This window comes from Nocardia arthritidis NBRC 100137 (assembly GCF_001612765.1).
In the GTDB taxonomy this organism is placed as follows: Bacteria; Actinomycetota; Actinomycetes; order Mycobacteriales; family Mycobacteriaceae; genus Nocardia; species Nocardia arthritidis.
This window is the reverse complement of the sequence record NZ_BDBB01000049.1, coordinates 19,183-43,449: the sequence shown is the minus strand read 5'-3', so window position 1 is coordinate 43,449 and position 24,267 is coordinate 19,183. Positions and strand designations below refer to the sequence as shown.

The 24,267-nt window shown below is 68.5% G+C and carries 20 protein-coding genes and 1 pseudogene; 10 read left to right on the top strand and 11 right to left on the bottom strand.

Annotated features, from left to right (window positions below; genetic code table 11):
- Positions 1–10: 10 nt before the first annotated feature.
- Both NA8_RS28000 and NA8_RS27995 read right to left on the bottom strand, forming a co-directional pair.
- Positions 11–1,804, bottom strand: a complete 1,794-nt coding sequence (locus tag NA8_RS28000; RefSeq protein WP_063053334.1) for an acyl-CoA dehydrogenase — start codon at positions 1,802–1,804, stop codon at positions 11–13.
- Positions 1,805–2,013: 209 nt separating this feature from the next.
- On the bottom strand, positions 2,014–4,971 hold the full coding sequence (locus tag NA8_RS27995; RefSeq protein WP_169810574.1) for a helix-turn-helix transcriptional regulator: 2,958 nt from the start codon (positions 4,969–4,971) through the stop codon (positions 2,014–2,016).
- 159 nt (positions 4,972–5,130) lie between these two features.
- On the opposite strand from NA8_RS27995, the gene NA8_RS34120 reads away from it, so the two are divergent.
- On the top strand, positions 5,131–6,288 hold the full coding sequence (locus NA8_RS34120) for an epoxide hydrolase family protein (protein ID WP_063053332.1): 1,158 nt from the start codon (positions 5,131–5,133) through the stop codon (positions 6,286–6,288).
- Between the two features lie 482 nt (positions 6,289–6,770).
- Here NA8_RS34120 and NA8_RS33200 read toward each other — a convergent pair.
- Positions 6,771–6,932 (bottom strand): annotated as a pseudogene (locus NA8_RS33200) (NAD-dependent epimerase/dehydratase family protein); the annotation flags it as partial.
- Positions 6,933–7,152: 220 nt separating this feature from the next.
- Between NA8_RS33200 and NA8_RS27980 the strand changes: the two are divergent.
- On the top strand, positions 7,153–7,443 hold the full coding sequence (locus NA8_RS27980; RefSeq protein WP_157106960.1) for a hypothetical protein: 291 nt from the start codon (positions 7,153–7,155) through the stop codon (positions 7,441–7,443).
- A gap of 5 nt (positions 7,444–7,448) precedes the next feature.
- Here the strand turns inward: NA8_RS27980 and NA8_RS27975 are convergent, their stop codons facing one another.
- Complete coding sequence (locus NA8_RS27975; protein WP_063053330.1) at positions 7,449–8,963, bottom strand: MFS transporter; 1,515 nt, start codon at positions 8,961–8,963, stop codon at positions 7,449–7,451.
- 75 nt (positions 8,964–9,038) lie between these two features.
- Between NA8_RS27975 and NA8_RS27970 the strand changes: the two genes are divergently transcribed.
- The 4 genes from NA8_RS27970 (at position 9,039) to NA8_RS27955 (ending at position 12,938) form a co-directional block, all read left to right on the top strand.
- Positions 9,039–9,980, top strand: coding sequence for a LysR family transcriptional regulator (locus NA8_RS27970; protein WP_063053329.1), 942 nt, complete (start codon positions 9,039–9,041; stop codon positions 9,978–9,980).
- A 405-nt stretch (positions 9,981–10,385) separates the two neighbouring features.
- Positions 10,386–10,814 (top strand): M48 family metalloprotease, encoded by a 429-nt coding sequence (locus NA8_RS27965; RefSeq protein ID WP_063053328.1) that lies wholly within the window; start codon positions 10,386–10,388, stop codon positions 10,812–10,814.
- Positions 10,811–11,947 carry a hypothetical protein gene (locus NA8_RS27960; protein WP_063053327.1) on the top strand — a complete coding sequence of 379 codons (1,137 nt, stop codon included), beginning with the start codon at positions 10,811–10,813 and terminating at the stop codon, positions 11,945–11,947. Before NA8_RS27965 ends, NA8_RS27960 begins: the two co-directional genes overlap by 4 nt.
- A 4-nt stretch (positions 11,948–11,951) precedes the next feature.
- Positions 11,952–12,938 (top strand): FAD-dependent monooxygenase, encoded by a 987-nt coding sequence (locus NA8_RS27955; RefSeq protein WP_169810573.1) that lies wholly within the window; start codon positions 11,952–11,954, stop codon positions 12,936–12,938.
- A 20-nt stretch (positions 12,939–12,958) separates the two neighbouring features.
- Here the strand turns inward: NA8_RS27955 and NA8_RS27950 are convergent, their stop codons facing one another.
- The 4 genes from NA8_RS27950 to NA8_RS27935 form a co-directional block, all read right to left on the bottom strand.
- Positions 12,959–13,456: a helix-turn-helix domain-containing protein gene (locus NA8_RS27950; RefSeq protein ID WP_157106959.1), complete on the bottom strand. Its 498-nt coding sequence runs from the start codon at positions 13,454–13,456 to the stop codon at positions 12,959–12,961.
- Positions 13,457–13,730: 274 nt separating this feature from the next.
- Entirely contained in the window at positions 13,731–15,566 is a 1,836-nt protein-coding gene (gene cysC, locus NA8_RS27945; protein WP_063053324.1) for an adenylyl-sulfate kinase, read from the bottom strand.
- Positions 15,566–16,498, bottom strand: a complete 933-nt coding sequence (gene cysD, locus NA8_RS27940; RefSeq protein ID WP_063053323.1) for a sulfate adenylyltransferase subunit CysD — start codon at positions 16,496–16,498, stop codon at positions 15,566–15,568. The genes cysC and cysD overlap by 1 nt, the downstream gene beginning before the upstream one ends.
- 9 nt (positions 16,499–16,507) lie before the next feature.
- Positions 16,508–17,407 carry a helix-turn-helix domain-containing protein gene (locus tag NA8_RS27935; RefSeq protein ID WP_063053322.1) on the bottom strand — a complete coding sequence of 300 codons (900 nt, stop codon included), beginning with the start codon at positions 17,405–17,407 and terminating at the stop codon, positions 16,508–16,510.
- A gap of 84 nt (positions 17,408–17,491) precedes the next feature.
- On the opposite strand from NA8_RS27935, the gene NA8_RS27930 reads away from it, so the two are divergent.
- The 3 genes from NA8_RS27930 to NA8_RS27920 are packed head-to-tail and all read left to right on the top strand — an operon-like array spanning position 17,492 to position 20,604.
- Positions 17,492–18,655, top strand: a complete 1,164-nt coding sequence (locus NA8_RS27930) for a hypothetical protein (RefSeq protein ID WP_063053345.1) — start codon at positions 17,492–17,494, stop codon at positions 18,653–18,655.
- On the top strand, positions 18,655–19,431 hold the full coding sequence (locus tag NA8_RS27925) for an SDR family oxidoreductase (RefSeq protein ID WP_040866449.1): 777 nt from the start codon (positions 18,655–18,657) through the stop codon (positions 19,429–19,431). The genes NA8_RS27930 and NA8_RS27925 overlap by 1 nt, the downstream gene beginning before the upstream one ends.
- A 9-nt stretch (positions 19,432–19,440) precedes the next feature.
- On the top strand, positions 19,441–20,604 hold the full coding sequence (locus tag NA8_RS27920) for a sulfotransferase family protein (RefSeq protein WP_245664035.1): 1,164 nt from the start codon (positions 19,441–19,443) through the stop codon (positions 20,602–20,604).
- A gap of 91 nt (positions 20,605–20,695) precedes the next feature.
- Here the strand turns inward: NA8_RS27920 and NA8_RS27915 are convergent, their stop codons facing one another.
- Together NA8_RS27915 and NA8_RS27910 are read right to left on the bottom strand one after the other, a co-directional pair.
- Positions 20,696–21,454 (bottom strand): DUF899 domain-containing protein, encoded by a 759-nt coding sequence (locus NA8_RS27915; RefSeq protein WP_063053320.1) that lies wholly within the window; start codon positions 21,452–21,454, stop codon positions 20,696–20,698.
- Positions 21,455–21,484: 30 nt separating this feature from the next.
- A complete protein-coding gene (locus tag NA8_RS27910; RefSeq protein WP_063053344.1) occupies positions 21,485–22,249 on the bottom strand; it encodes an SDR family oxidoreductase in 765 nt (254 codons plus the stop codon).
- Between the two features lie 229 nt (positions 22,250–22,478).
- On the opposite strand from NA8_RS27910, the gene NA8_RS27905 reads away from it, so the two are divergent.
- Positions 22,479–23,444 (top strand): RNA polymerase subunit sigma-70, encoded by a 966-nt coding sequence (locus NA8_RS27905; RefSeq protein ID WP_063053319.1) that lies wholly within the window; start codon positions 22,479–22,481, stop codon positions 23,442–23,444.
- 21 nt (positions 23,445–23,465) lie between these two features.
- Here the strand turns inward: NA8_RS27905 and NA8_RS27900 are convergent, their stop codons facing one another.
- Positions 23,466–24,143 carry a PaaI family thioesterase gene (locus NA8_RS27900; protein WP_063053318.1) on the bottom strand — a complete coding sequence of 226 codons (678 nt, stop codon included), beginning with the start codon at positions 24,141–24,143 and terminating at the stop codon, positions 23,466–23,468.
- Positions 24,144–24,267 lie beyond the last annotated feature (124 nt).

The following is a 24,267-nucleotide window of genomic DNA, read 5'->3' as shown; positions in this document are numbered from 1 at the left end:
CGGGCGGTGTTCAGAACCAGGCGTCGCGCATCCGCAGTGTAGTCGTGTCCAGGCTGGCGAGCAGATCCAGTGCCGGTGCGGTCTTGGGCAATTCGAAACGATAGAAGAACCGGGCCGCGTGCCGCTTGCCATCGTAGAAATCGCCGGAACGGTCCGCGGTGGCGAGGAACTGCTCGAGCCAGATCCAGGCCAGCACGGTGTGGCCGAAGGCTTCCAGGTACACCGAGCTGTTGGCCAGCGCGGCCTCGATATCGCCGGAGGCGAACAGCCCCGCGGTGACCTCGACCAGCCGCCGCCACGCCGAATCCAGTTGTGCGGCCAGCTCGGCCGCCTCGCCGCCCGCCGCGCGCGCGGCGCTGATGGTCGCATCGATCCGGGACCCGAGTGCGAGCAGGCTCGCGCCGCCCTGCTGGGTCACCTTGCGTCCGAGCAGGTCCAGGCCCTGGATGCCGTGCGTGCCCTCGTGGATCGGGTTGAGCCGGTTGTCCCGGTAGTGCTGCTCGACGTTGTATTCGCGGGTGTAGCCGTAGCCGCCGAGCACCTGGATGGCGAGGCTGTTGGCCTCCAGGCACCACTGCGAGGGCCAGCTCTTGGCGATAGGGGTCAGGATGTCCAGCAGTTGGGTGGTCGCGCGGCGGTCGTCGTCGGATTCGGCGGTGCGCTGCTCGTCGACCAGCCGCGCGCAATAGAGCACCAGCGCCAGCGCCCCTTCGACATACGCCTTCTGCGCCAGCAGCATTCGCTTCACGTCGGCGTGCTCGATGATCGGCCGCTGCGGCGCGGACGGGTCGGCGGGAAGCTTGGCCCGGCCCTGCGTGCGGGTGCGGGCGTAGTCCAGCGACTCGAGGTATCCGGTGTAGCCGAGCGCGGTGGCGACCAGGCCGACGCCGATGCGCGCCTCGTTCATCATGTGGAACATGTAGGTCAAGCCGCGATGCGGTTCCCCGACCAGGTAGCCGACCGCGCCCGGCGCGCCGCCCGGCGTCCAGCGGCCCTCGCCGAAATTCAGCACGGTGTTCACCGTGCCGCGGAAGCCCATCTTGTGATTGAGCCCGGCCAGGGCCACGTCGTTGCGTTCGCCGATCGCGCCGTCGTCGCCGACCAGGAAGCGAGGCACCACGAACAGCGAGATGCCCTTGGTGCCCGCGGGCCCGCCGGGGATCTTGGCCAGCACCAGGTGCACGATGTTCTCGCCGAGTTCGTGGTCGCCGCCCGAGATCCACATCTTCGTGCCGAACAGGCGATAGCTGCCGTCGTCCTGCGGTTCGGCGCGGGTGACGATGTCGGCCAGCGACGAGCCGGCCTGCGGCTCCGACAGGCACATGGTGCCGAAGAAGCGGCCCGCGAGCATGGGCTCGACGAACTTCTCGACGTGCTCCGGGCCGTGGGCGAGGAGCAGATTCGCGTTGGCCACAGTGAGGAACGGGTAGCCCGCGGTGCCCGGGTTGGCCGCCTGGAACCAGGCATAGCTCGCCTGCGCGACTGTCGCGGGCAGCTGTGCGCCACCGAGTTCGTAATCCATTGCCGCCGAGGGCAACCCGGCCTTGGCGAAGGCTTCCAGCGCCTGTCCGACCTCCGGGATGATGGTCACGCGCTCGCCGTCGAAGGTGGGTTCGTTGGCGTCGTTGAGCTTGTTGTGCGGCGCGAAGTATTTGGTCGCGAGCTGCTCGCTGAGGTCGAGCACGGCGTCGAAGGTTTCGCGCGAGTGCTCGGCGTACCGCTCGCGTTTGGTGAGCCGCTCGACCTCCAGCCACTCATAGAGCAGGAAGTCGAGATCGCGCCGGGACAGCAAGGTCGACCGCATCAGCCCGTCCTTTCGAGACATGTTCGACGTACTGTATCTTACGGGTCGGTGGTCCGGTATCCACGGCCATCGCACCGATCGGCCGCTGAGGAGTATGCCTGGTCGGCGATCGAACCTGTGTGGCCCGCGCACCGGCACGAAACGTGGTGGGTCGCGTTCGTTACGCGGCGGCGCGGACGATGCCGATCATGCCGCCAGCCCGTGGTCGGTCATCCGTCGGCGACGAGCAATCCGCGTTTCCGCGCCGTCGCGGCCGCTTCGGTGCGGCTGGACGCGCCGAGCTTGGCGAGGATCCGCGAGACGTGCACACCGGCGGTGTTGGCGCTGATGAAAAGCTCGGCCGCGATCTGACGGTTGCTGGCTCCCGTCGCCACCAGACGCAGCACGTCGAGTTCCCGTGGGGTCAGGCCCGCTGTGTCCGCCCGCGAGGTCGTGGCAGGCCGGTTGCCGGAATGGGCGAGATCGATCCCGGCGCGATCGGCCAGCCGCCTGGCTTGCTCGGCGAGTGGCTCGGCCGCCAACTCGTCGGCCAGCTCCAGAACGGAACGCAGTGCGCCGCGTGCTGCCGCGCGATCACCCGCTGCCAATTCCGCGTCGCCGGATTCGAGCAGGCTGCGCGCGAGCTCGTACGGTCGACCGAGGGCTCGCCAGGAGGACACCGCCTTGGCCCAATCAGCGGGACGGCCACTGCGCACGGCGTGGCAGGAATTCCGACATGCGATGTCGACGGCGGACGTCACCGGCAACTTCGCCGTGACGGAGTCCAGAACCAGTGGGGCGCGGCGAGTTCGGGCGATCGCCTCGGCCAGTGCCCACGCCTCGTGGTGGTGCGCGGCCAGGTCGTCCGCGCTCAATGTCGCAGCGCCGATCTCGGCGGCGCGCTGCGGGTTGCCCGCCGCGTGCGCGATCTCGGTCCGCACGGTGTGCAGTTGGATCTGGTATTGCCTGGCCCAGCGGCGGTCTCCGAGCAAGGGCTGTGCGGTCGCCGCGCTCGCCGCCGCGGCCTCCTCGTCCCCACGCGCCAGCATGATCCGCGCGTGACACAGCAGCAGCGCGGCGGTGCTCAACGGGGTCAGCTGCTCGGTGAGCGATTCGTCGATCAGCTCGAGCGCTTCGTTCCAGCGGCCCAGCGCAGTGAGCGCCTGTGCCCATTTGACCAGCAGGATCGGTGCCGCCTCGGCGAATCGGTAGGTCTCGTGCGCGGCGCGTAGCCCCTGCTGGATCGCCGTGATGGCAGCCTCGTCGGCGCCCGCCGACACCAGCAGTGCCGACTCCCACAGCACCACCGTGAGCAATGTGCCCGGATCTTGCGCGGCCTTCGCGATCGCATGCGCCTGTTCGAAGTGGGCGACGGCGGCCTTCGGACGGTCCGCGGTTGCCAGCCCGAGATAGGCGTAGGCGCGCGCGGCCAGCGCCCCGGCGCGCCGGTCGTCGCGAAAGACGCTCGAATGCGGCCATGCGGACGCGGCGTCCGCGCCGGCGGCCTCCTCGGGCGCACGCGACGTAGCCATTACCGGCGAGGTGTCGTCGGCGTTCGGCGCACTGCGTAACCGTTCGGCCACCTCGACGGCGGCGCGCGCGTCGTTCTCGGCCGCCGCCGCCGCGCCGCTGAACACCCGCGCCGCGGCGAGTTCGGCGAGCACTTCGCCGCGCAGCAGGGTCGGCCGGTCCGAAGGAAGGTAAGCCAGCGCCGCGAGCAGGTCGTCTTCCCCGCCGCCGCTGCTCTGATTGCGCAGTCCCGCGCGGTAGTAGTGCAGCCGGGCCGCGCGCTCCGGGGCGGTCTCCGCATCGATGACGGTCAGCGCTTCGTCGGCCGCCGCGATTCCGCGCTCGACGACACCGCCCCGGTAGCACGCGGCGACCACCGCTTCCACCACATCGATCCGGTCGGCGTCCACCCGGCTCGCCGCTTCCGGCACCCGATCCCACGATTCGAGCACCTGGTCCAGATAGCGCACGCGGACACGATGCGCTCCAACGGTTTCCGCTTCTGCCGCGGCTTCCCAGGCGGCCTCGAGTGCCAGCGGCAGCTCCCCGGCGGCATACGCGTGGTAGGCCAGCTCGCCGGAGGGGCACTCGTCCGGTTCCCGCTTGCGGAGCGCGGCCAGTACACGAGAAAGGCTGCTGTGCAGCCTTTTTCGCTCGGCTGGTAGGAGATCGTCGTAGACGGCGTCGCGGATGAGCACGTGGCGGAACTGATAGCCGGTGTCGGTGGGCACCAAGAGCTGCTGGTCGATCAGCTGATGCAAAGCCGCGGTGAGCGTGTCCTCGGCGAGATCGGAGGCGGCCGCCAGCAGGGTATGCCGGACCGGTGACCCGGCCGCCGCCGCGAGCCGCAGCACCGACGCGGTTTGGTCGGGCAGGTCGGACAGGTGGCCGAGCAACAGCTCCGACAGTGCGGCGGGCGTATCCTCGGGTGCGGGACCGAGCGCCTCGACGAACAACGGAATTCCTCTGCTGCGCTCGAAGATTCGCCCGATCGTTCCTGGTTCCGGCTCCCGGCCGCGCAGCGCCGCCAGCTGCCTGCCCACCTCGTGCCTGGTCAGTGGCGCCGGAGAAAGCAGGCGGACACCGGGGTCGCGGCGCAGGCCCGCGACCAGCTTGCGCAACGGTCCGGAATCGGCGGGCCGGTAGGTGCCGACCAAGAACAGATCACCTTCGGCGATGTTGGCCACCAGGAAGGCGAGCAATTCCAGGCCGGCCTCGTCGGCCCAGTGCAGATCCTCCAGCACCACCACCAGCGGTCTGTTCATCGAGCACTGTTCCAGCACGGTCAGGATCTCGCCGAACAACCGGATCCGATCGGTGTCGATCTCCGCCGCGCCGGACCGCGCCGCCAGTTCGGGAAGCCAGCGCGCCAGCGCGGGTTTCGCCGGGAGCAGCGCCGCGAGCGCCTCCACGCCCTGGTCGCGCAGCAGTGCGCGCATGACCGCGACGAACGGAGTGAACGGCACCCCCTTCGCGCCGAATTCCGGGCACCGCCCGGACAGCACCGCCGTGCGGGCCCTGAGCCGCGTCCCGAACTCCGCGACCAGCCGCGACTTGCCGATCCCCGCTTCGCCCCCGACCAGCACGGTATGCACCGCCGGCTCCCCATAGGCATCCTGCAATGCCGCGAGCTCAGCGGCCCGCCCCACGAAGGCGCCGCATACCGGAAGGCTGACCACGGCGCGATCATGCCCCGACGGCGAGGTCAGCGCCAATCGCGGGAGCCGAGGCGGAGCGCGGTGGAGAGCTGGATCGGTACTTCGAGCCAGAGCGCCCACGATGGAAATAACGAATTCTCGTGATTCGGCGGGCCCCTCGTTACCCGAAGTATCAATGGCATGACGAACACCGAGATCCGCCCCTTCCGCATCGACATCCCGCAGGCCGACCTGGACGACCTTCGCTTTCGCGTGGCCCGCACCCGCTGGATCGACGACCTGCCCGGCGTCGGCTGGGAGCGCGGTGTGCCGACGGCCTACCTGAAGGAACTGGCCGGGTACTGGGCCGAGAAGTTCGACTGGCGCGCCGCCGAGGCGCAGTTGAACGCCTACCCGCAGTTCACCACCATCGTCTCCGGACAGAACGTGCACTTCCTGCATGTGCGCTCGGCTCGAGAGGACGCCACCCCGCTGCTGTTGCTGCACGGGTGGCCGAGTTCGGTGGCCGACTTCCGCGACATGATCGGCCCGCTCACCGACCCCGCCGCGCACGGCGCCCCGGACACGCCCGCCTTCCACCTGGTCATCCCGTCGCTGCCCGGCCACGGTTTCTCCGGCCCGATCACCGAGCCGGGCTGGAACGACGGCCGGATCGCGGCGGCGCTCGCCGAACTCATGGCCCGCCTCGGCTATGACCGCTACGGCGTGCAGGGCGGCGACCACGGCGCCTTCATCGCCCCGGCACTGGGGCGGACCGATGCCGAGCATGTCCTCGGCGTGCACGTCAACGCGTTGGTGACCTTCCCGACCGGCGACCCCGCCGACGTGGCCGCGCTCACCGACGCGGAGAAGGCGCGACTGGGCGCGATGAAGAAGTTCCAGGACGACGGTTCCGCCTACATGAATTTGAAGGGCTCCCGCCCGAACACCATCGCCCAGTTGCTCGCCGATTCCCCGACCGGCCAGCTCGGCTGGATCGTGGAGAAGTACCGCGAGTGGACCGACCGATCCCACGACCTGCCGGAACAGGCCGTCGACCTCGATCGCCTGCTCACCACGGTGAGCATCTACTGGTTCACCGACACCGCCCGAAGCGTCGCCAACCTCTACTACGAGCGCTTCCACGACGCGACCATGTTCGCCCCGAAACCGAAAGGCACCGTGCCCACCGGCGTCGCGGTATTCAAGGACGGCGACTACGCCATCCGCCGCTTCGCCGAGCACACACACAACATCACCCATTGGTCGGAGTTCTACTCCGGCGGGCATTTCCCCGCACTCGAGGTACCGGAGCTGCTGATCGGCGACGTGCGCGAGTTCTTCCGGTCGCTGGACTGATTCAACGGAGTCGGAGCGGGCAGGCAGTGGCGACCGCCTGCCCCACGACGTGGCCGAGAAGACGCGTCCGCGACCTGATCGCGCGAGCACCGCGACGACGCCCTGCCGTACGAGCATCATTGTCCAGCGTCGATAGCTCGCGCATGCTCACGTTATCTCAGCTCACGAATCAAGACATCGAATGTCGGTGCGTCCGGCCAACTCGGTTTCGTTACACCGACTCGGGACCATCCCCAGCGCAGGTACGCGCCGTAAGCGCGTTCATTCTCGGGCTCGACCAGGAGCGTCGCACGCCGTTCGGGTCGGCTGCTCAACAGCGTATCGTGCAGCTTCCGTGCCAGGCCTCGACCGGCGTATTTCGCGAGTTTCTTGTACCAGGTACGTGTCGCGGCGAGGGTGAGGAAGGCGAGGAAGTGGTGGCCTGGCGGTCGTAGCGGATGTTGAGGCAGCGGTAGCCGGTCAGCCAGGAAATCGCGCGCTCGATCGTCGAGGTCGCCGCGCCGCGCCCGGGCTCCTTTCCGCTCCAGCGCGGCGGCCGAGTCGCCCGAGCTGGCGAGGCCGGTGACCTCGTGACCGGCGTCCAGCAACTCGTCGACGACAGCCGAACCGATCCACCCGGTCGCTCCGGTGACGAAGACGTCCATGTCGATACTCCTTCGTGTAGGTCCGCGACTACCTCGCGGATTCGATCCGGTGGCTCGAAGCTCGCCACCGGTGTTCTGTGGGGTGGGCGGACGCCCGTCACTCCCCGGAGAGTCGATGGGCTGCGGGGGTATCCGCTGGTCGGCTGGAGGCGCTGATACGGCGACCGGTGGTTGCGCCTGCGCGTTGGGCGAAGCACCGAATCGGCTGGCATATTGAGTGATGGCGACTATTTGGGGAAAAGCCGTCCGATGGGTGTCGGACTATCAACCGGGCGTCATCGAGGTCGAATTCACCGACGTCGACGGTGTCACGCACAGCCTGATCGACAAGCTGCCGATCTTCGGCGCACCTGACGACCTCGGTCCCGATTCGGCGTACCCGGTGCCGGTGGAGATCGGTGTCACCGTCGTCGAACAACTCGGTGACGCGACGGTGATCGACCTCGGGTCGGAGGCCCAGAACACCGACCGCACCCGATACGTCGTTGTGAGCGCGGATATCGTCCCCTGATCAACCTACGACCGGCTACTCCGCCGGGTCAGCAGCGACTGCAGTACGACGAGCCCGCCGAGGACGAGTACGGTCACGCCGATCACGCGGAATCCGGCGTCCGCTCCCGAGACGAACGCCGTGACGACCTCGGTGGCGCGATCGGGCGCGGTCGTGGCGAGGGCTTCGGCCACGGTGTGCGGGGAATGGTCGGCGCGGATGTCCGGTGGTAGCGCGGCGGCGAATCGTGCGGTGAGCACCGTGCCGATGACCGCGACCCCCAGGGCGCTGCCGAATTCCCGCGTGGTGGCTTGCAGTCCCGCTCCGACTCCGGCCTGCTCCGGCGGCAGCGAACCGGCGATGGCGCCGGACAGCGTCGGAAGGGCCAGCGCCACACCGATTCCGGTGATCACGAGCCACGCCCCGTATGCGAGGTAGGACGTCTGCGTGCCGCTCGCGGACAGCCCCAGCAGCCCACATCCGACGAACGTGAAGGCCAGTGCGATGGTCGCGTCGAGGCCGATGCGTCCCGACACGCGTCCGGCATGTCGTGCGCCGAGGATGATCGGCACTGTCAGCGGCACGATCCCCAGTCCGGTCCGCAGAACGCTGAACCCCTTGCCGTACTGCAAGAACGACGCGTTGACATAGAACAGCGCGAACATGCCGAAGAAGACCGCCGTCATACCGAGGCAGGCGCTGCGCAGGCCGGGCACGCGGAACAGCCGGGGATCCAGCAGCGGGTGGTCGACCTTCAGTTCCACGACCGTCCACGCGGTGAACAACAAAGCGGCACAGGCGAACCCAGCGACGACGACCATGCTGTTCCACCCTGCCTCCGGCCCTTGGACGATGCCGAGCAGCAGCGCGACCGACGCACCGACGAGCAGCACCGCGCCGAGCGGATCGAGGCGGCGATCATGGCGCGCCGACACCGGCGCGATACGTCCCACGAGCGCGGCGAGAAGCAGCGAGATCGGCACGGCGGCGGCGAACAACCACCGCCACGAGCCGCCCGACAGGATCGACCCGCCGCCGACGTTGCCGACGACTCCGCCGATGCCGGTCATCGACGCCCAGGTGGCGATCGTCGCGCCCTTGCGTTCGGCGGGTACGGCGTGCAGCAGGACCGACAGCGTGTTGGGCAGCACGGCGGCAGCGCCGACACCCGTGAGCGCACGGCCAACCAGAAGCAGGGCCACGCCGGGTGCTGTCGCAGAGATCAGCGCGCCCACCGCGAACAGCGCCAGGCCCGTGAGCAGCACTCCCTTACGCCCGAAGCGGTCCCCGGCGGCTCCACCCGGGATGACGAGGCAGGCGAACACGACCACATAGGTGTCGACGATCCACACCAGCGCCGAGGCGGACGGATGCAATGTGCTCGAGGCGAGCATCGGGACGGCGAGGTTGATCGCGGCGACCATCCCGACGACGAGGACTACGCAGGAGCACATGATCGCGAGCAGACCGCGCTGTGCGGAGGGACGGGACGGGTCTCGCGACAACGCAACGCGATCCCGGAGCATGACATTGAACGGCATGTCCCCGACGGTAGGGATCTCGAAGAACTTCGTGCCACGCAACTTTGACAATAGATACTTGCGTAGAATGCAACTATGCCCGAGCAGCTGGATCTGAACCTCCTGCGGGTGTTCGACGCCCTGCTCCGGGAAGGCGGCGTCACGGCGGCTTCCGAGCACCTGCATCTGTCCATCCCCGCGACCAGCCGGGCGCTGGGTCGGTTACGACGGGCGATGAACGACCCGATCCTGGTGCGAGCCGGGCGTGGGATGGCTCCGACACCGTTCGCACTGCGCACCGCGCCGCGCGTACGGTCACTGCTCGACGAAGCTTCCGCGTTGATCAGCGCCGACCGCGAAGTCGCGATCGCCGATCTCGAACGCACCTTCACGATCCGCATCAACGACGGCGTCGCCGCGACCCTGGCGACGGCGGTGGTCGAAGCCACGGCCGCGGGCGCTCCCGGTGTGGTGCTGCGCTTCGTCACGGAGGGCAGCGAAAGCGCAGAGGCCCTCCGCGACGGTTCGATCGATCTGGATATCGGCGTGGGCGACAACGCGGCTCCCGACATCCGTACCGCCGTGCTGTACCGGGAACGAATGGTCGGCATCGTCCGCGCCGACAGCCCGCTGGGCAGGCACCGCCGCCCGACGCTGCGGCAACTGTGCGGGCACCCCCACGTCTCGGCCTCCCGCCGTGGACGCGCTCGCGGGCCGCTCGACGATGCCCTCGAGGCGGCGGGCCTGCAACGCCACGTCGCCGCCGTCGTCCCGACCTTCGCTGTCGCCGCGCTCCTGGTATCCGCGAGCCGCTACGTCGGACTCGTTCCGCAGCGCCTCGCCGAACAGTACGGCCGGACTCTCGGCATTCGCTGGTTTCCCTTTGCCGCGGACCTGCCGGAAGTCGAAGTGCGCCTGCTCTGGCATGCCCGGCTCGACGCCGATCCGGCCCAGCGCTGGCTGCGCGACACCATTCGCGACGCGTTGTGCGAGCCGGGCGGCGGGAAATCGGCGGGGGCCGTTCGCACGGCCGAGTGACACCGTGTCGCCTCCGAGCAGGTGCGGCCGATGTACGACAGCCGAATCGACGCGAATGCAAGGCGTGCCAGGGGGATTCGAATCAATGCCGTCCGGTCGCGGCGGTGGTATTTTGAACGCCGAACCGGCCGGGCACGGGGGTTCTGTGACCACTATGGTTGATCAGGCGCAGCGCTCGGCATCGTTTTAGTACCGTTCGACGGACCGGTTGCCGACTGTCGGGGCGGTGGGGCGGGCAGCGGGGTGTGAGGTCTGATGAGTTCCGTACGGCGCGGGCGCATGAGACGCTCGGCGCTTGACACGGCGGGGTCCGCCGATAGCGCGCGGGACGGAAAAACTCGCTTCGTCCCGAGTCCCGCGCGGGTTCGCGAGGTCGAGCATCGCACCCGCCTGCTGCTCCAGCGCATGAAGGTGCGCGAATTGCTGACCATGCGCCAGCTGATCGAGCGCTATTGCGAATTCACCGGCGCGACGGTGCTTCTGCAGGAGAAGTTGCTGCCGGTCGACTGCTTCTTCGCGATCACGCTGAAGCTTTCGGCGCCGCCCGACACCTACGTCATCGCGTATCAGAAGGCGACACCCGCCTGGCATCAGGACCACGGGATCGGGCACGAGTTCGGGCACATCATCGCCGGGCACTACGAGACCGAGAACGTGCACCGCCATTCGGCGATGTCTCCGGCGCGGGAATGGGAGGCGGAGTACACGGCGAACCTGCTCGCGCGGTGGGGGTACGAGGTGGGCAGGGTGCTCGATCGGCAACGCGCGCTGCGGCCCTTACAGCGGACCGAAGACCTGTCACTGCCGTTGCAGGAGAGAATAGGCTGGCTGTGATCTACATACCGCACGGGTGGCTCATCGCGGCGTTCGCCGCCGCCATGATCTGGAAGTCGAGTCAATACCGCCGCAACAAGGACGTCGCTCTTCTCGCGGTCGTGGGGGCCTTCTTCTTCCTGGCGTCGGGGTATGCCTTCGGCGAGTACGTCCAGAACCGCCCGGACCCGTGGTTGCTGAGCGTGATGGGTTACGAATTCGTCGGGACCGTCCTGCTGGTGGGAGCCAAAGCGTGCATCGTCGCGTTCTTCGTGCTGGCCTCCCGGCACACCGCTCAGACGAAGAAAATACTGGTCGCGCTCGGCATCCCGCTTGCCGCGTCGATCATCGTCATGGCCGTGTGCGTGGTGGTCGCGGGCCCCGGCGCGAAACCCTACGGATTCGCCGACCCCGCCGTGGTCGGCTTCAATCTCGGGGAGAAGGTGAGCACGTTGCCGATCGGGATGTTGATCGTTTTCTACTGCTTCGCCTATTTGCGTTTGCTCTCAGGGACGCCGGCCCACGGAATCGTGCTCGCCGCGATAGGCGCGGTGTCGATGCTCGCCGCCACGGTGACTTTCACCGTCCAGCTCGGGTATCACGCGGCATCGGTACGGCCACCGCGAGCGCTCGTCGCGCTGGGGCGGTGGGAGGTCTATCTGGGGCAGTTCGTATTCCTTCTGGGTGTGTCCTGGTATGGCTTGGTGATGCGGATACGAGCGGTGGCCGTCGGCCTCGCAGCATTGCGTGACGTTCTGTTGCTGTGGCGGCTGTGGCGCTTCGCGGTCGGCGTGATCACCCGGTTTCTTCCGGAACGGCGGATGCCCGCCTTCCGCGTCCGGCAGCCCTTGGCGGCCGTCATGGAATGGCGGCAGGCGATGATGGTCGACATTCGTGATGCGCTGATGCTGCTCAGCCCCCAGATCGATCCGACGTCGACCGCGACCGTCTCCGGTTACGCGCGCGAACTCCAGCGCGTCGCCGCGGCCAATCGCGAGCGGCCGGTGCTGTACGGCGAACCGCACCGCGCGGCCGTGGACCAGGCTGATACGTTCGATGCCGACCGCAAATTGCTCGTGGCCTTGGCGGCCGGCCTGGGGGAGAACATGGTTCGGGTGCGTCGGCAATGGGCTCGGCCCACGGCGAAGGTGTGACCGGATGTTTCGAGCGGAGATCATCGGTTGCGGTGTCGGAGGGGCGTGCGCGGCCCTGGCGATGGCGAAAGTCGGTGCGCGGGTGCAGGTCTATGAGACCGCGGCGCGCACTGCCGAGGTGGGCGGGTGGGTCACCCTCGGCCCCGCGGCGGCGACCGCGCTCGATCAGATCGGCCTGGGTGAAAAGGTCAGAGCGGCCGGATTCCCCGTCGTCGGCGTCAGCGCCGTCGACACGCTCACCGGGCGAACGAACTCCTTCCCCCGGACCGAGCCCGGTCATCGCTGGTCCAGCACCCACATCTGGCGCAAGGATCTCCTGGCCTTGTTGCGAGAACGTCTGGAAGAAGCGGACATCCCGTGCGAATACGGAACGCGGGTCGACCCCGGCTCGCCCACGGGTGACCTGCTGGTCGGCGCGGACGGTGCTCGTTCGGCCACGCGGCGCATGCTCGGTGATGCAAGAGAGCCCACCTACACCGGTCAATCGATCCGCTACGGTCATTGCCCGGTCGTGGTGCCCGGGCTCCCGACGCACGTCCTGCACTTCTGGTCGCACCCCGAAGGTGTAGCGGGCTATGTGGGGGACGACCGCGATGGATCGTTCTGGTTCAGCAGGCGCAGCGTCGCGTCCGGCACGGCGGTCGACCCGGAGGTGTTCCTCGACGCGCTGCGGGCAACCCCGGTGGTGCGGGTGCTGGAGCGCTCCGAGGTGAGCGCTCCGATCGCGCTGTACGAACTCGAACCCGAGGGGAGCTGGCACAACGCCGACACCGTCCTGATCGGCGATGCGGCGCATGCCGTTTCGCCTGCGGCGGGGCGTGGCGCGACCTCCGCCATCGAGGATGCGATCGTCTTGGCGAAGACCCTGCGCAGCGCGGACTCCGTTGCCGCCGCGCTGGAGGCCTATACGGAAGTTCGCCGCCCGATCGCGCAGGCTACCTATCGGCCGGGCCCCGCTCCGAAAGTCTCGGCTGCGGATCTGCGACTCTGACACGAGCGACAGCCGATCACTCAGCCCTCGGTTTTCTCGTCGTCCTCCGCAGCGGCCGGTCGGCGATAGAGTTCGTGCTGCTGGAGATCGCGCAGGATATTGCCGACTATGGCGCCGAACGTCGACCTGCCGAGTTCGTTCAAGGTGCCGAGTTCGGACAGGCGGAAACCGATCGCCTCCACGCCCGCCTCGGAGAGCTCCGCGGCCAGCCGCGATTCGACGTCGGCTTGTTGCGCGGCCGCGCCGTCGAGGAATTCCCGAACATCGACGCCCAATGCCACGGAAATCCCCTCGACCGTGCGAAAACTGGGGTTGCGGACTCGTCCGAGCCGGATGTGCGAGACCTGGGCCGGGCTCAGTGGATAGCCGAGCGCGGTCGAGCGCTCGGCGATGTCTTTGTTGGAGTAGCTGCGTGCATCCCGCTGCTGGGCAGCGGCGATCACCCGATTCAGGTGCCGCGCGATGGGACCGGCGTCCTCCGTCGGCTCCTCGCTGATCTCATCTGCATCGCCGGACACGACCTGTGCCACCAACCTCCCGATTCGGCCCCGTCACCGTGCGCACATGGTATCCGCCGGTAAAGGATCAGAGCGCAGCGGCTAGGTGATTAGCGCTTTACAATCAGATCCTATCGCTTTACGCTCGTATCCGAACCGATTACGGAGATGTCACCGGAAGCCGGCTTCGTGTATCGACTCTGGAGGGGATAGCCGATCCACGAAGCCGGCGACGACGAATCGGGGAAGCCGAAGGGTCAGGCGGCCACTTGCCGCCTGCCCTTTCCGCGCCTGCTCAGTCCATACGACTCAGCCGAGCGATGATCGTCGCGGCCATCGAGGCCGGGTCGCCGTGGTCGGGCCGCAGCACGATCTCGGCTTCGGTCGGCGCTTCGTAGGGGTCGTCGATGCCGGTGAAGCCCCGGATCTCGCCCGCGCGGGCTTTGGCGTACATGCCCTTGGGGTCGCGGGCTTCGCAGACCGCCAGTGGCGTGTCGACGAACACTTCCAGGAAGGGGATGCCCGCCGCTTCGTGGGCGGCGCGGACGCGGTCGCGGTCGGCGCGATAGGGGCTGATCAGCGAAACCACCGCGACCACACCGGCTTCGGCGAACAGTTTCGCCACTTCGCCGACGCGGCGGACGTTCTCCTCCCGGTCGGCCGTGCTGAAGCCGAGATCCGAGTTGAGGCCGTGGCGCAGGTTGTCGCCGTCCAGGAGGAACGCCGGGCGGCCCGCGGCGACCAACCTGCGCTCCAGTTCCACGGCGACGGTGGACTTTCCGGACCCGGACAAGCCGGTCAGCCACACGGTGAGGCCGCGGGTGGCGCGCTCGTCGCGTTCGACGGCCGTGGAGTGCCAGACCACTCGGGTGGAGGGCAGGCTCGGGCCGGTGATCATGCCCGCGGCGACGGTGTTGTTGGTGGTGTCGTCGACGAGGATGAAGCTGCCGGTGGCGCGGTTGCGGCGGTACGGGTCGAACAGCAACGGTTGCCGGGTGCGCAGCTGGACGCGGCCGATCTCGTTGAGCGACAACGATTCCGCGTGCTCATCGCGATGCAGCGTGTTGACGTCCAGCCGGTAGTCGAGCGAGCGCACCTCGGCGGTGGCCGCGCGGGTGGTGTGCCGGATGGTGTAGGTCGCGCCAGGGGTCAGCTGGGCCTCCTCGGCGAACCAGCACACCATCGCGTCGAGATCGCGGCCGGCGGCCGGGCGGTTGTTCGGACGGCAGATCAGATCGCCGCGGGAGATATCCAGCTCGTCGGCGAGCTGGATGGTGACCGCCTGCGGCGGAAAGGCTTCCGCGACCGGCGCACCGCCCGGCCCCCAGATCGCCTCGACCGTGGTGGTGAAGCCGGACGGCAGCACCGCCACTTCGTCGCCGGGCTTGAAGACTCCGCCCGCCACGGTGCCCGCGTACCCGCGGAAATCGTGGGCGTGGCTGCGGGTGACGTACTGCACCGGGAAGCGCGCATCGATCAGGTTGCGGTCCGAGGCGATGTGCACTTCTTCCAGATGGTGTAGCAGGGGAGTGCCCTCGTACCACGGCATGCTCGCGCCACGGTGCACGATGTTGTCGCCGTGCAGCGCCGACACCGGCACGAAGGTCAGGTCGGAGACGTCCAGTTTGGACGCGAATCGCGCGAACTCCTCGCGGATCTCCTCGAAACGTTCCTGCGACCAGTCCACCAGGTCCATCTTGTTCACGCACAGCACCAGGTGCGGGATGCCGAGCAGACCGGCCAGGAACGCGTGCCTGCGAGTCTGCTCCACCACGCCCTTGCGGGCGTCGACCAGGATCAGCGCCAGGTCGGCGGTGGAAGCGCCGGTCACCATATTGCGGGTGTACTGCACGTGCCCCGGAGTGTCGGCGATGATGAATTTTCTTCTCGGCGTGGCGAAATAGCGATGCGCCACGTCGATCGTGATGCCCTGTTCACGTTCGGCGCGCAGGCCGTCGGTGAGCAGAGCGAGGTTGGGATAGTCGTCGCCGCGGTCGCGGCTGGTGCGCTCCACCGCGGCGAGCTGATCGGTGAACAGCGTCTTGGAGTCGAACAGCAGCCTGCCGATCAGCGTGGACTTGCCGTCGTCGACGCTGCCCGCGGTGGCCAGGCGCAACAATGTGGTCGTCATCAGAAGTAGCCTTCGCGTTTGCGGTCTTCCATGCCTGCCTCGGAGATGCGGTCGTCGGCGCGGGTGGCGCCGCGCTCGGTGACCCGCGCCGCGGCGACCTCGGCGACCACCTCCGCGGGTGTGGCCGCGGTGGATTCGACGCAGCCGGTGCAGGTCGCGTCGCCGACGGTGCGGAACCGCACGGTGGACTCGTACGGCTCCTCGCCGTCGAGCAGTCCGAGAAAGCGGGTGTGCGCCAACAGCATTCCGTCGCGCTGCACCACCGGCCTGCGGTGCGCGTAATAGAGCGGGGGCAGCTCGATGCCTTCGGCGGCGATGTAGCTCCAGATGTCCAGCTCGGTCCAGTTCGACAGCGGGAACACCCGGATGTGCTCGCCCGCGCGGTGCCTGCCGTTGTAAAGGTTCCACAGCTCGGGGCGCTGCCTGCGCGGATCCCACTGGCCGTACTCGTCGCGGAAGCTGAACACCCGCTCCTTGGCGCGGGCCTTCTCCTCGTCGCGGCGCGCGCCGCCGAAGACCGCGTCGAACGCTCCTTCCTGGATCGAGCGCAGCAGCGTCGTCGTCTGCAATCGGTTGCGGGAGGCGCGCGGCCCGGTCTCCTCGACCACGCGCCCCGCGTCGATGTCGTCCTGCACTCGCCCGACCACCAGGCGCAGGCCCAGCCGCGCCACCGTCTGGTCGCGGTAGGCGATCACCTCGTCGAAATTGTGCCCGGTGTCGATGTGCAGCACCGGAAACGGCAGCGGCGCCGGCCAGAAGGCCTTCGCCGCCAGGTGCAGCATCACCACCGAGTCCTTGCCGCCGGAGAACAGCAACACCGGGCGCTCGAATGTCGCTGCCACTTCACGGAATATGTGCGCCGACTCGGCCTCGAGCGCGTCCAGATGGGGCAGCTCGTAGGTGCTCGCCGTCGACTTCGCGTACTGGCTCACACCGCAAAACTAGAACACGTTTCGGTTATAGGTCAATGGTTTGCGTCCACTGGAGTTCGCCGTCACGGCGTCGGCGGCGGTCACCAGCGCCGCGCCGCGCCGGGTGATCTCCGCCCCGGTGATGGAGCGGCCGACATACATCGTCAGCACCATGTTCTGCCTGCCGTCACCGTCGTAGGTCGGCGCGGCCAGCAGGCTCACCGCGTGCTCTTTGCGGGGCCGCAGATCCGAGCCGAGATACACCCGCTCGCCGAGGCTCGTCACCAGTTCGCCGACCAGTTCGCGCAGCTCGGGAGGTAGATCGCGGTCGGCGACGCCGGCCAGCAGCGAGTACAGGCGCCGTCCGGCCGTGGTCATGCTCTCCACCAGGAATCCACGCTCGCGGCATTCGGCGACGACCTGGCGCAGGCGCGCCTCGTCCTGCCGCAGCGGCACCGCCGGCGGCTTGGCCAGCCAGGCGTCGAACGCCGCGTCGATATCCCATAGCACGTACATCAGGCCCACCGGCGGGGCGAAGTGGTAGGCCGCGCCCACCTTGACCAGGCCGGGCCCGGTGCTCTCCAGCACCATGATCTGCTCGCCGACCACCGCCGACGCGGTGCAGGTGGTGTGGTAGTGCGCGGAGAGTTTCTCCAGCTCGACGCGGGCGAGCGCGGAGATCGCGAAGCTGTCCTGCGCCACCCGGCCCGCCGCGATCAGCGCCGGTCCGAGCCCGTAGGTGCGAGTGCCGGCGTCGCGCACCAGGTAGCCGCCCGAGGTCAGCTCGGTGAGGATGCCCAGGCAGGTCGGCTTGGCCAGGTCGAGCTCGCGAGCGAGTTCGGAGAGTCCGAAGCGTTTCCCGCGCTGTTCGACGAAGAAATCCAGGACCTGAACCACGCGTGCGGTGGGTGCGGACCGTCGGCCGACCATTGACCACTCCTAGAACACGTTCTAATCTTGCCTCTATCGAAATGTACCAGAGTGGTACATATTTGGAACACCGGAGAGAGCCTCTTGCTGACACAGCCGTTCGCGGACGCCATCGCCGCCGCCGAGCAGATCATCACCGGAGCCGCGCACATCCGCACCGAACAGGACCTCGTCGAGGGCTACGACTATCTGGCGGGCAGCATCCGCGCGTCGTTGCAGATGGCCTGGGCCTACGAGCGGGACTTCCCGTTCTTCGTGATGTCCACCGGCCCCTACACCAAGATGGGCCTGGACAACCCCGACACCCTCTACTTCCACTCCTACCTGCGGCCGGACGCGGAATACGTGGTGACCGGCACCCGCGGCACCACCCGCGACCTGAGCTTCCAGGTGCTCAACGGCAACTACTCGCCGGTGGACGTACCCGACAGCCTCACCGCCTTCGACGACCGCGAACTCGACATCCGCCCCGACGGGTCCTACGAGATCCGGTTCGGACCCGGTGAAGCCGGACCCGGCTACGTGCACCTGGGCGCCGATGCGGCGATGCTCGTGGTACGGGAGGTGCACAGCGATTGGGCGACCGAGAAGGCGGGCACGATCCGCATCCAGCGGGTGGACCGCATCGGTGACGCGCCGCCGCCGCTGACCAAGGACGTGATGACCAAGCGGTACGGCGTCGCGGGCAAGATGCTGGTGTCGCGGTTGAAGACCTTCCTCGCCTTCCCGGAGTGGTTCTATCTCAACCTGCCGGTCAACACGCTGACCGAGCCCAGGCAGACCCCGGGCGGGCTGAGCACGCAGTTCTCCTCGGTCGGTCACTACGACCTGGACGACGACCAGGCCATGATCATCACGGTGCCGAAGTCGGACGCGCCCTACCAGGGCTTCCAGCTGGGCAGCATGTGGTACCTGTCGCTGGACTACATCAACCACCAGACCAGCCTCACCGCCGACCAGGCGCACGTGGACCCGGACGGGATGATCCGGCTGGTGGTGAGCGAGCGCGACCCCGGCCTGGCGAACTGGATCGAGCGCACCGGGCACGCCAGGGGGTACCTACAGTTCCGCTGGCAGCGGTTGTCGCGGGAGATGAAACCCGACGACGGGCCGACCGTGGAACTGGTGCCGGTCGCCGACCTGCCCGCCCGCTTGCCGTTCTACGAGCAGGCGCGCGTCACGCCGGAGCAGTGGCGGGCCCGGATCGCGGCGCGTCAGGTCGCCGTCGCGGAGAGGATGCTCGGCTGATGTTGTTGCAGGACAAAGTGGTCGTCGTCTCCGGCGTGGGGCCGGGACTGGGGCGCGCGATCGCCGTGCAGAGCGCGAAAGCGGGCGCGGACGTCGTGCTCGCGTCCCGGACCGAGTCGCGGCTGACCGAGGTGGCGAAGGAGATCACCGAACTGGGCAGGCGCGCGGTGGTGGTGCCGACCGATATCAACGACGAGGCGGCGGCGGCCCATCTGGTGGAGGCCGCGCACAGCGCGTTCGGCAAGGTCGACACGCTGGTGAACAATGCCTTCGCGATCCCGCCCATCGTCGACCTCGCCGACGTCGACCTTGACCAGGTGCGCGCGGGCTTCGAGACGAACGTGCTCGCCGCGCTGCGCCTGACCAGGCTGTTCGTGCCCGCTCTCGCGGAGACCAAGGGGTCGGTCGTGATGATCAACTCGGCGGTGCTGCGCCACTCGCGGCGGACCTTCGGGCCCTACAAGATGGCCAAGGCCAGCCTGCTCGCGCTGGCCCAGAGCCTGGCCACCGAACTCGGGCCGAAGGGCATCCGGGTGAATTCCGTCGCGCCGGGCTACATCTGGGCCGACAACCTGAAGTGGTATTTCAACTATCTCGCGCAGCAGCGCGGGATCACATCCGAGGAGGTCTACGCCGAGACCGCGAAGACCACCGACCTGCGCAAGCTGCCCGAACCCGACGAGATCGCCGACGCGGTCGTGTTCTTCGCCTCCGCCATGGCGCGCGCGATCACCGGCGCGTGCCTGGACGTCAACGCCGGCGAATACCACCACTAGGAGATGACCGTGATCGGTAGGGACGACGTCGGAACCATCGACGATCTGCACGCCTCGGCGACGAAGGTGGTCGGGCTGGAGGATTTCGGCACCGACGACTACCGCGAGGGACTCGGGGTGCTACTCGAGTCCTATGCCCGAGACGCCGAACTCACCCCCTTCGGCAACAAGGTCAACCGTGCCTTCCTGCGCGGCGCCTTGATCGCCCGGCTGCTCAGCGAGGCCGCCTGGAAGCAGCACCCGCAGCACGCCGACGTGGCGATCGAACGGCCGATCTTCGTGACCGGCCTGCCGCGGTCCGGAACGACGGCGGTGCACCGCCTGCTCAACGCCGACCCGGGCCACCAAGGCCTGGAGATGTGGCTGACCGAGATGCCGCAGCCGCGCCCGCCGCGGGAGACCTGGGCGAGCAATCCCGTGTACCAGCGTCTCGCGGCCGCCTACGACAAGCACCATGTGGAGCATCCGGAATTCATGGGCGTGCACCACATCTCGGCCGACCAGGTGGAGGAGTGCTGGCAGCTGCTGCGGCAGTCGGCCATGTCGGTGTCCTACGAATGCCTGGCCTACCTGCCCACCTATTCCGAGTGGTTGCGCGACCGTGATTGGACGCCCGCCTACCGCAGGCACCGGCGCAATCTCCAGCTGATCGGGCTGCCGGATGCCGGAAAACGATGGGTGTTGAAGAACCCGAGCCACCTGTTCGCGCTGGACGCCATCTTCGAGGTCTACCCGGACGCACTGGTCATCCAGATGCATCGCGATCCGCGCACCATCATCGCGTCGGTGTGCAGCTTGAACGAGCAGGCGACGGCGGGCTGGTCGGAGAAGTTCCGGGGTCCGGTGGTCGGCGCGACGCAGTTGGATCTGTGGGCGCGCGGCGCCCAGCGGTTCCTAGTCGACCGCAAGCGCCACGACGCGGCGCAGTTCTGCGACGTCGACTACGACGCGTTCGTCGCCGACCCGATCGGCACCGTCGAGTCGATCTACCGGCATTTCGGGCTGCCGCTGACCGACGAGGCGCGCGCGGCGATGGCCTCGTTGCATTCGGAGAGCACGTCGGGCGCCGCTCGTCCGGCGCACCGCTACACCCTCGATGATTTCGGGCTCACTTCCGAGCAGGTGGACGCCCGGTTCGGCGCGTATCGGGAGGCGCATTTCCCGGGGCGGTGACCCGCTCGGCCACCGGCGTCGCCGTCACGACCCGCACGAGCGAGTACGCGGTCGTGACAGCGACGCGCCTACCGGGGCACGGCGCCGTCGATCATGTGCAGGCGCAGCCCTGCGAGTCGGCCCGCGGCGGCCGCTGGTCGTCGGGATTGTCCGGATCGGGGTCGCCGAACCACCGCGACGGCGTGTGCCTGCCGTATGTGTCGTGCCAGTCCCACCACTCGTAGGGCGGGGTCTGCGGGTAGCCCTCCGGTGAGTCCTCCCACCGCTCTTGGCGTCCCAGTGCCGTCATGTCGAGGTAGCTCCACGTGGTGCCCAGCGCCTCGTCGCCGCGGTTGTTGATGAAATAAGTGCGGAACACGCTGTCGCCGTCGTGGATGAACGCGTTCGTGCCGTGCCATTCGTCCACGCCGAAGTCGGCGTCGAAGTCGTCGGTGATGGTGTACCACGGCATCTCCCAGCCCATCCGGGCCCGCACGCGCTCGACGTCGGGCTGCGGCGCGCGGGAGGCGTACACGAGTGTCGTGTCGCGGGCGTTCAGGTGGGCCAGGTGGGGGAGATGATCGGCCATCATCGAGCAGCCGCGGCAGGCATGGTCTGGCCAGCCGCTCACGCCGGGCTCGAAGAAGGCGCGGTAGACGATCAGCTGACGCCTGCCCTGGAACAGGTCGAGCAGGCTCGCCTTGCCATCGGGTCCTTCGAACGTGTACTGCTTGTCCACGGCCTGCCACGGCATCCGCCGCCGCGAGGCAGCCAGTGCGTCACGGGCACGGGTCAACTCCTTCTCTTTCACCAGCAGCCGCTGCCGCGCGGCCTCCCACTCCTGTGCCGAGACGATCGACGGTGTGTTCATCGTGATGGGCTTCCTTTCGGTTGCGGTCGTTCAGGCCAGCGGTGATATGCCCGCGGCGGTGAGCGTGTTCGCGTGGTGGACCGGATGGGCGGCGGTCGCGATCTCGAGCACCGACGTCCCCACCTGCTCCGGGGTGAGGGCGGGTCCCATGGACCGCACGAACGTGTCGGCCTCGACGCCCTGCCGTTCGGCGTAGGCCGCCACCGCCGCGGCCCCCAGGTCGGTAGCCGGTGTCAACTGCGGGAGAACGGACACGAACCTGATCCCCAGCTCTGCCCGTTGCGACTCGACGGCGGCATAGCTCGTGATGAACCGGACGGTGGCCTTCGCCCCCGCGTATCCGCCGCTCAGCGGCGACCCGTTGATCGCGGCCCCGCTGGAGATCGCGATCACCGAGCTACCCGGCGCCAGCGGCCGTCGTAGCGCTTCGCGAATCCAGTGGAACGCTTGAGCCACGTCGACATTCCAGTTCTCGCTGAAGACCTCCCACGTCTGATCCTGCACGGGGCTCATGCGCGGAGTGGCGCCCGCGCACAGGACCACCGTGCGCGGGCGGTACTCGTGGAGGAGCCGGCTTGCGGTCGCGGGATCGGCGGCGTCCGCGGCCACGGCGGTGAAGCGGCCGCCGAGTTCGTCGCGCACGGCGTCGAGCTGCGCGCCGGTGCGGGCCACGCCGATGACATGCGCACCGGCAGCCGACAGCGCCCTGGCGATACCGCGACCGAACCCACGGCCGGCTCCGGTCACGATCGACGTGGTGCCCCATAGGTCGCCGGGTTTGGTTGTTTCGTTCACGGTCGTCTTCACTTTCGTCGGTGATGTGCTCGAGGTCCTCACCTATTCAGATACGTGGAGGCGCCGCGATTCATCGGTGCGGCGACGACCGATCGGTCTCCTCGGCTACGACGCGGCCCGCGCTCGAGGGACGATCGGTGGCGAGCCGACCGATGAATTTCGGCCGCCGGACGTATCAGTACCGGTAGAGGTGTTCATCCCCGCCACGTCGAGACCTAGGAGTACGACCGTGCCGGTCCAGGAGGATTTCATCGAGCAGGCGGCGCCGTTGCGCGCCGAACTGATCGCGCACTGCTATCGCATGCTCGGTTCGGTGCACGACGCCGAGGATCTCGTCCAGGAGACGTACCTACGCGGCTGGCGCGGCTATGCCGCGTTCGAGGAGCGGGCGGCGCTGCGCACGTGGTTGTACCGCATCGCGACGACCGCGTGCCTGCGCGCGCTGGAGAACCGTGCTCGCCGGGTGCTGCCGGCCGGTCTGGGCGCCGGCTCGGTCGACCCCGACGCGGGTCTCGACCGCGACGCCGGGACATACGAATGGATGCAACCACTGCCGGACGCGTTGACACCGGAAACGGCATTCGTCACCAGGGAAAGCGTCCGGCTGGCCGTGGTGACGGCCATGCAGGAGTTGCCCGCGCGTCAGCGGGCCGTGCTGATCCTGCGCGACGTCGCACAGTTCAGTGCCGCCGAAGTAGCGGAGCTGCTCGAAACGACGCAGGCCGCGGTGAACAGCGCCCTGCAGCGGGCCAGGGCACGTCTCGCCGAGGTCGCCCCCACCGGTGACGACGCGACCGAACCGCAGGACGCCGAACGCCGCGAACTGCTCGACCGTTACTGCGCGGCCTTCGAGAACGCCGACCTCGCCGCGCTCACCGAGCTGCTGGCGGCCGACGTCCGGCTCGAAATGCCGCCGGTGCCACTGTGGTTCACCGGGCGCGACGCGGTGACCAGGTTCCTTGCCAAGCGTGCCTTCGCCGAACCGGGCGATCTCGTGCTGATCCCGACGGCCGCGAACGGACAACCCGCTGTGGCGGAATACCGTCGCGGCGCGGGCAGCCTCCTGGAAGCCCATTCGATCCACGTCATCACCACCGGCGCCGGCGGGGTCGTCGCGATCACCGTCTTTCTCGAACCAACGCTGTTCGCCGCTTTCGGCATGCCGCCCACCCTCGTGAAGCGCTCGGGCAACTGACCGGGCGGCGGAGCGCAAGCCTCAGGGCTGGCCGGGCTTCAGCACGATGAACAGCCCGTTCGCCTCCGCGCACAGACGGTCGCCGTCGTGCAGGGTGGCCCGCACGTAGACCTTGCGGCCCTCCTGCCGTTCGGCCCAGGCGCGCACCTTCAGTTCGGTGTTCAGCGGAGTGATGGAGCGGAAGTCGACGGTGAGCGACGCCGTCCTGGTCACCGCGCCCGAATGCACGGCCGCCGCCATGCCGAGCAGGTCGTCGAAGGCGATGGCGATCTGGCCACCATGGGCGGCGCTGTTGCCGCCGAGATGGAAGGTGCGGAAGGTGAGCCGCGCGTCGACGCCCTGCTGGGGGTGGACGTGGTCGATGAAGAACGGCGGCAGGGTGATGTTGCCGCGGGCGGGCAGGTCGAAGCGGGTCCAGTTGGGCGTCGACCACTCGTCCACCGCGGCGGCGTCGAGCTTGTCGTTCAGCTCCTTGAGGATGCCGATCGCCTCCACCGCCAGTTCGTCGGAGGGCGAGGCCAGCCGGACACGGTCCATCAGGCCGCGCACCTGCTCGATGAACTGCCCGTAGTGCGGCCCGCCGCGGGAGATGTCGTCCTTGGCGGCCTCGTGGGCGGCGATCAGCTCGGTCATCGGCCGGAACCCGCCCTCGTGGTGCTCCTTGCTCGGCAGCGAGTCGCCGGCCTGCGGTTCGTTCATAAGAACAAGTTATCGGTTGCCCGGGGAATGCTCGCCGGGCGGGTGCGGTGTCCGCCGCCGCGAGCCGTCACCGCCTAGGCTGGTGCGCGACCGGATATCGCCGCTTCCCCGGTGATACCGGCAC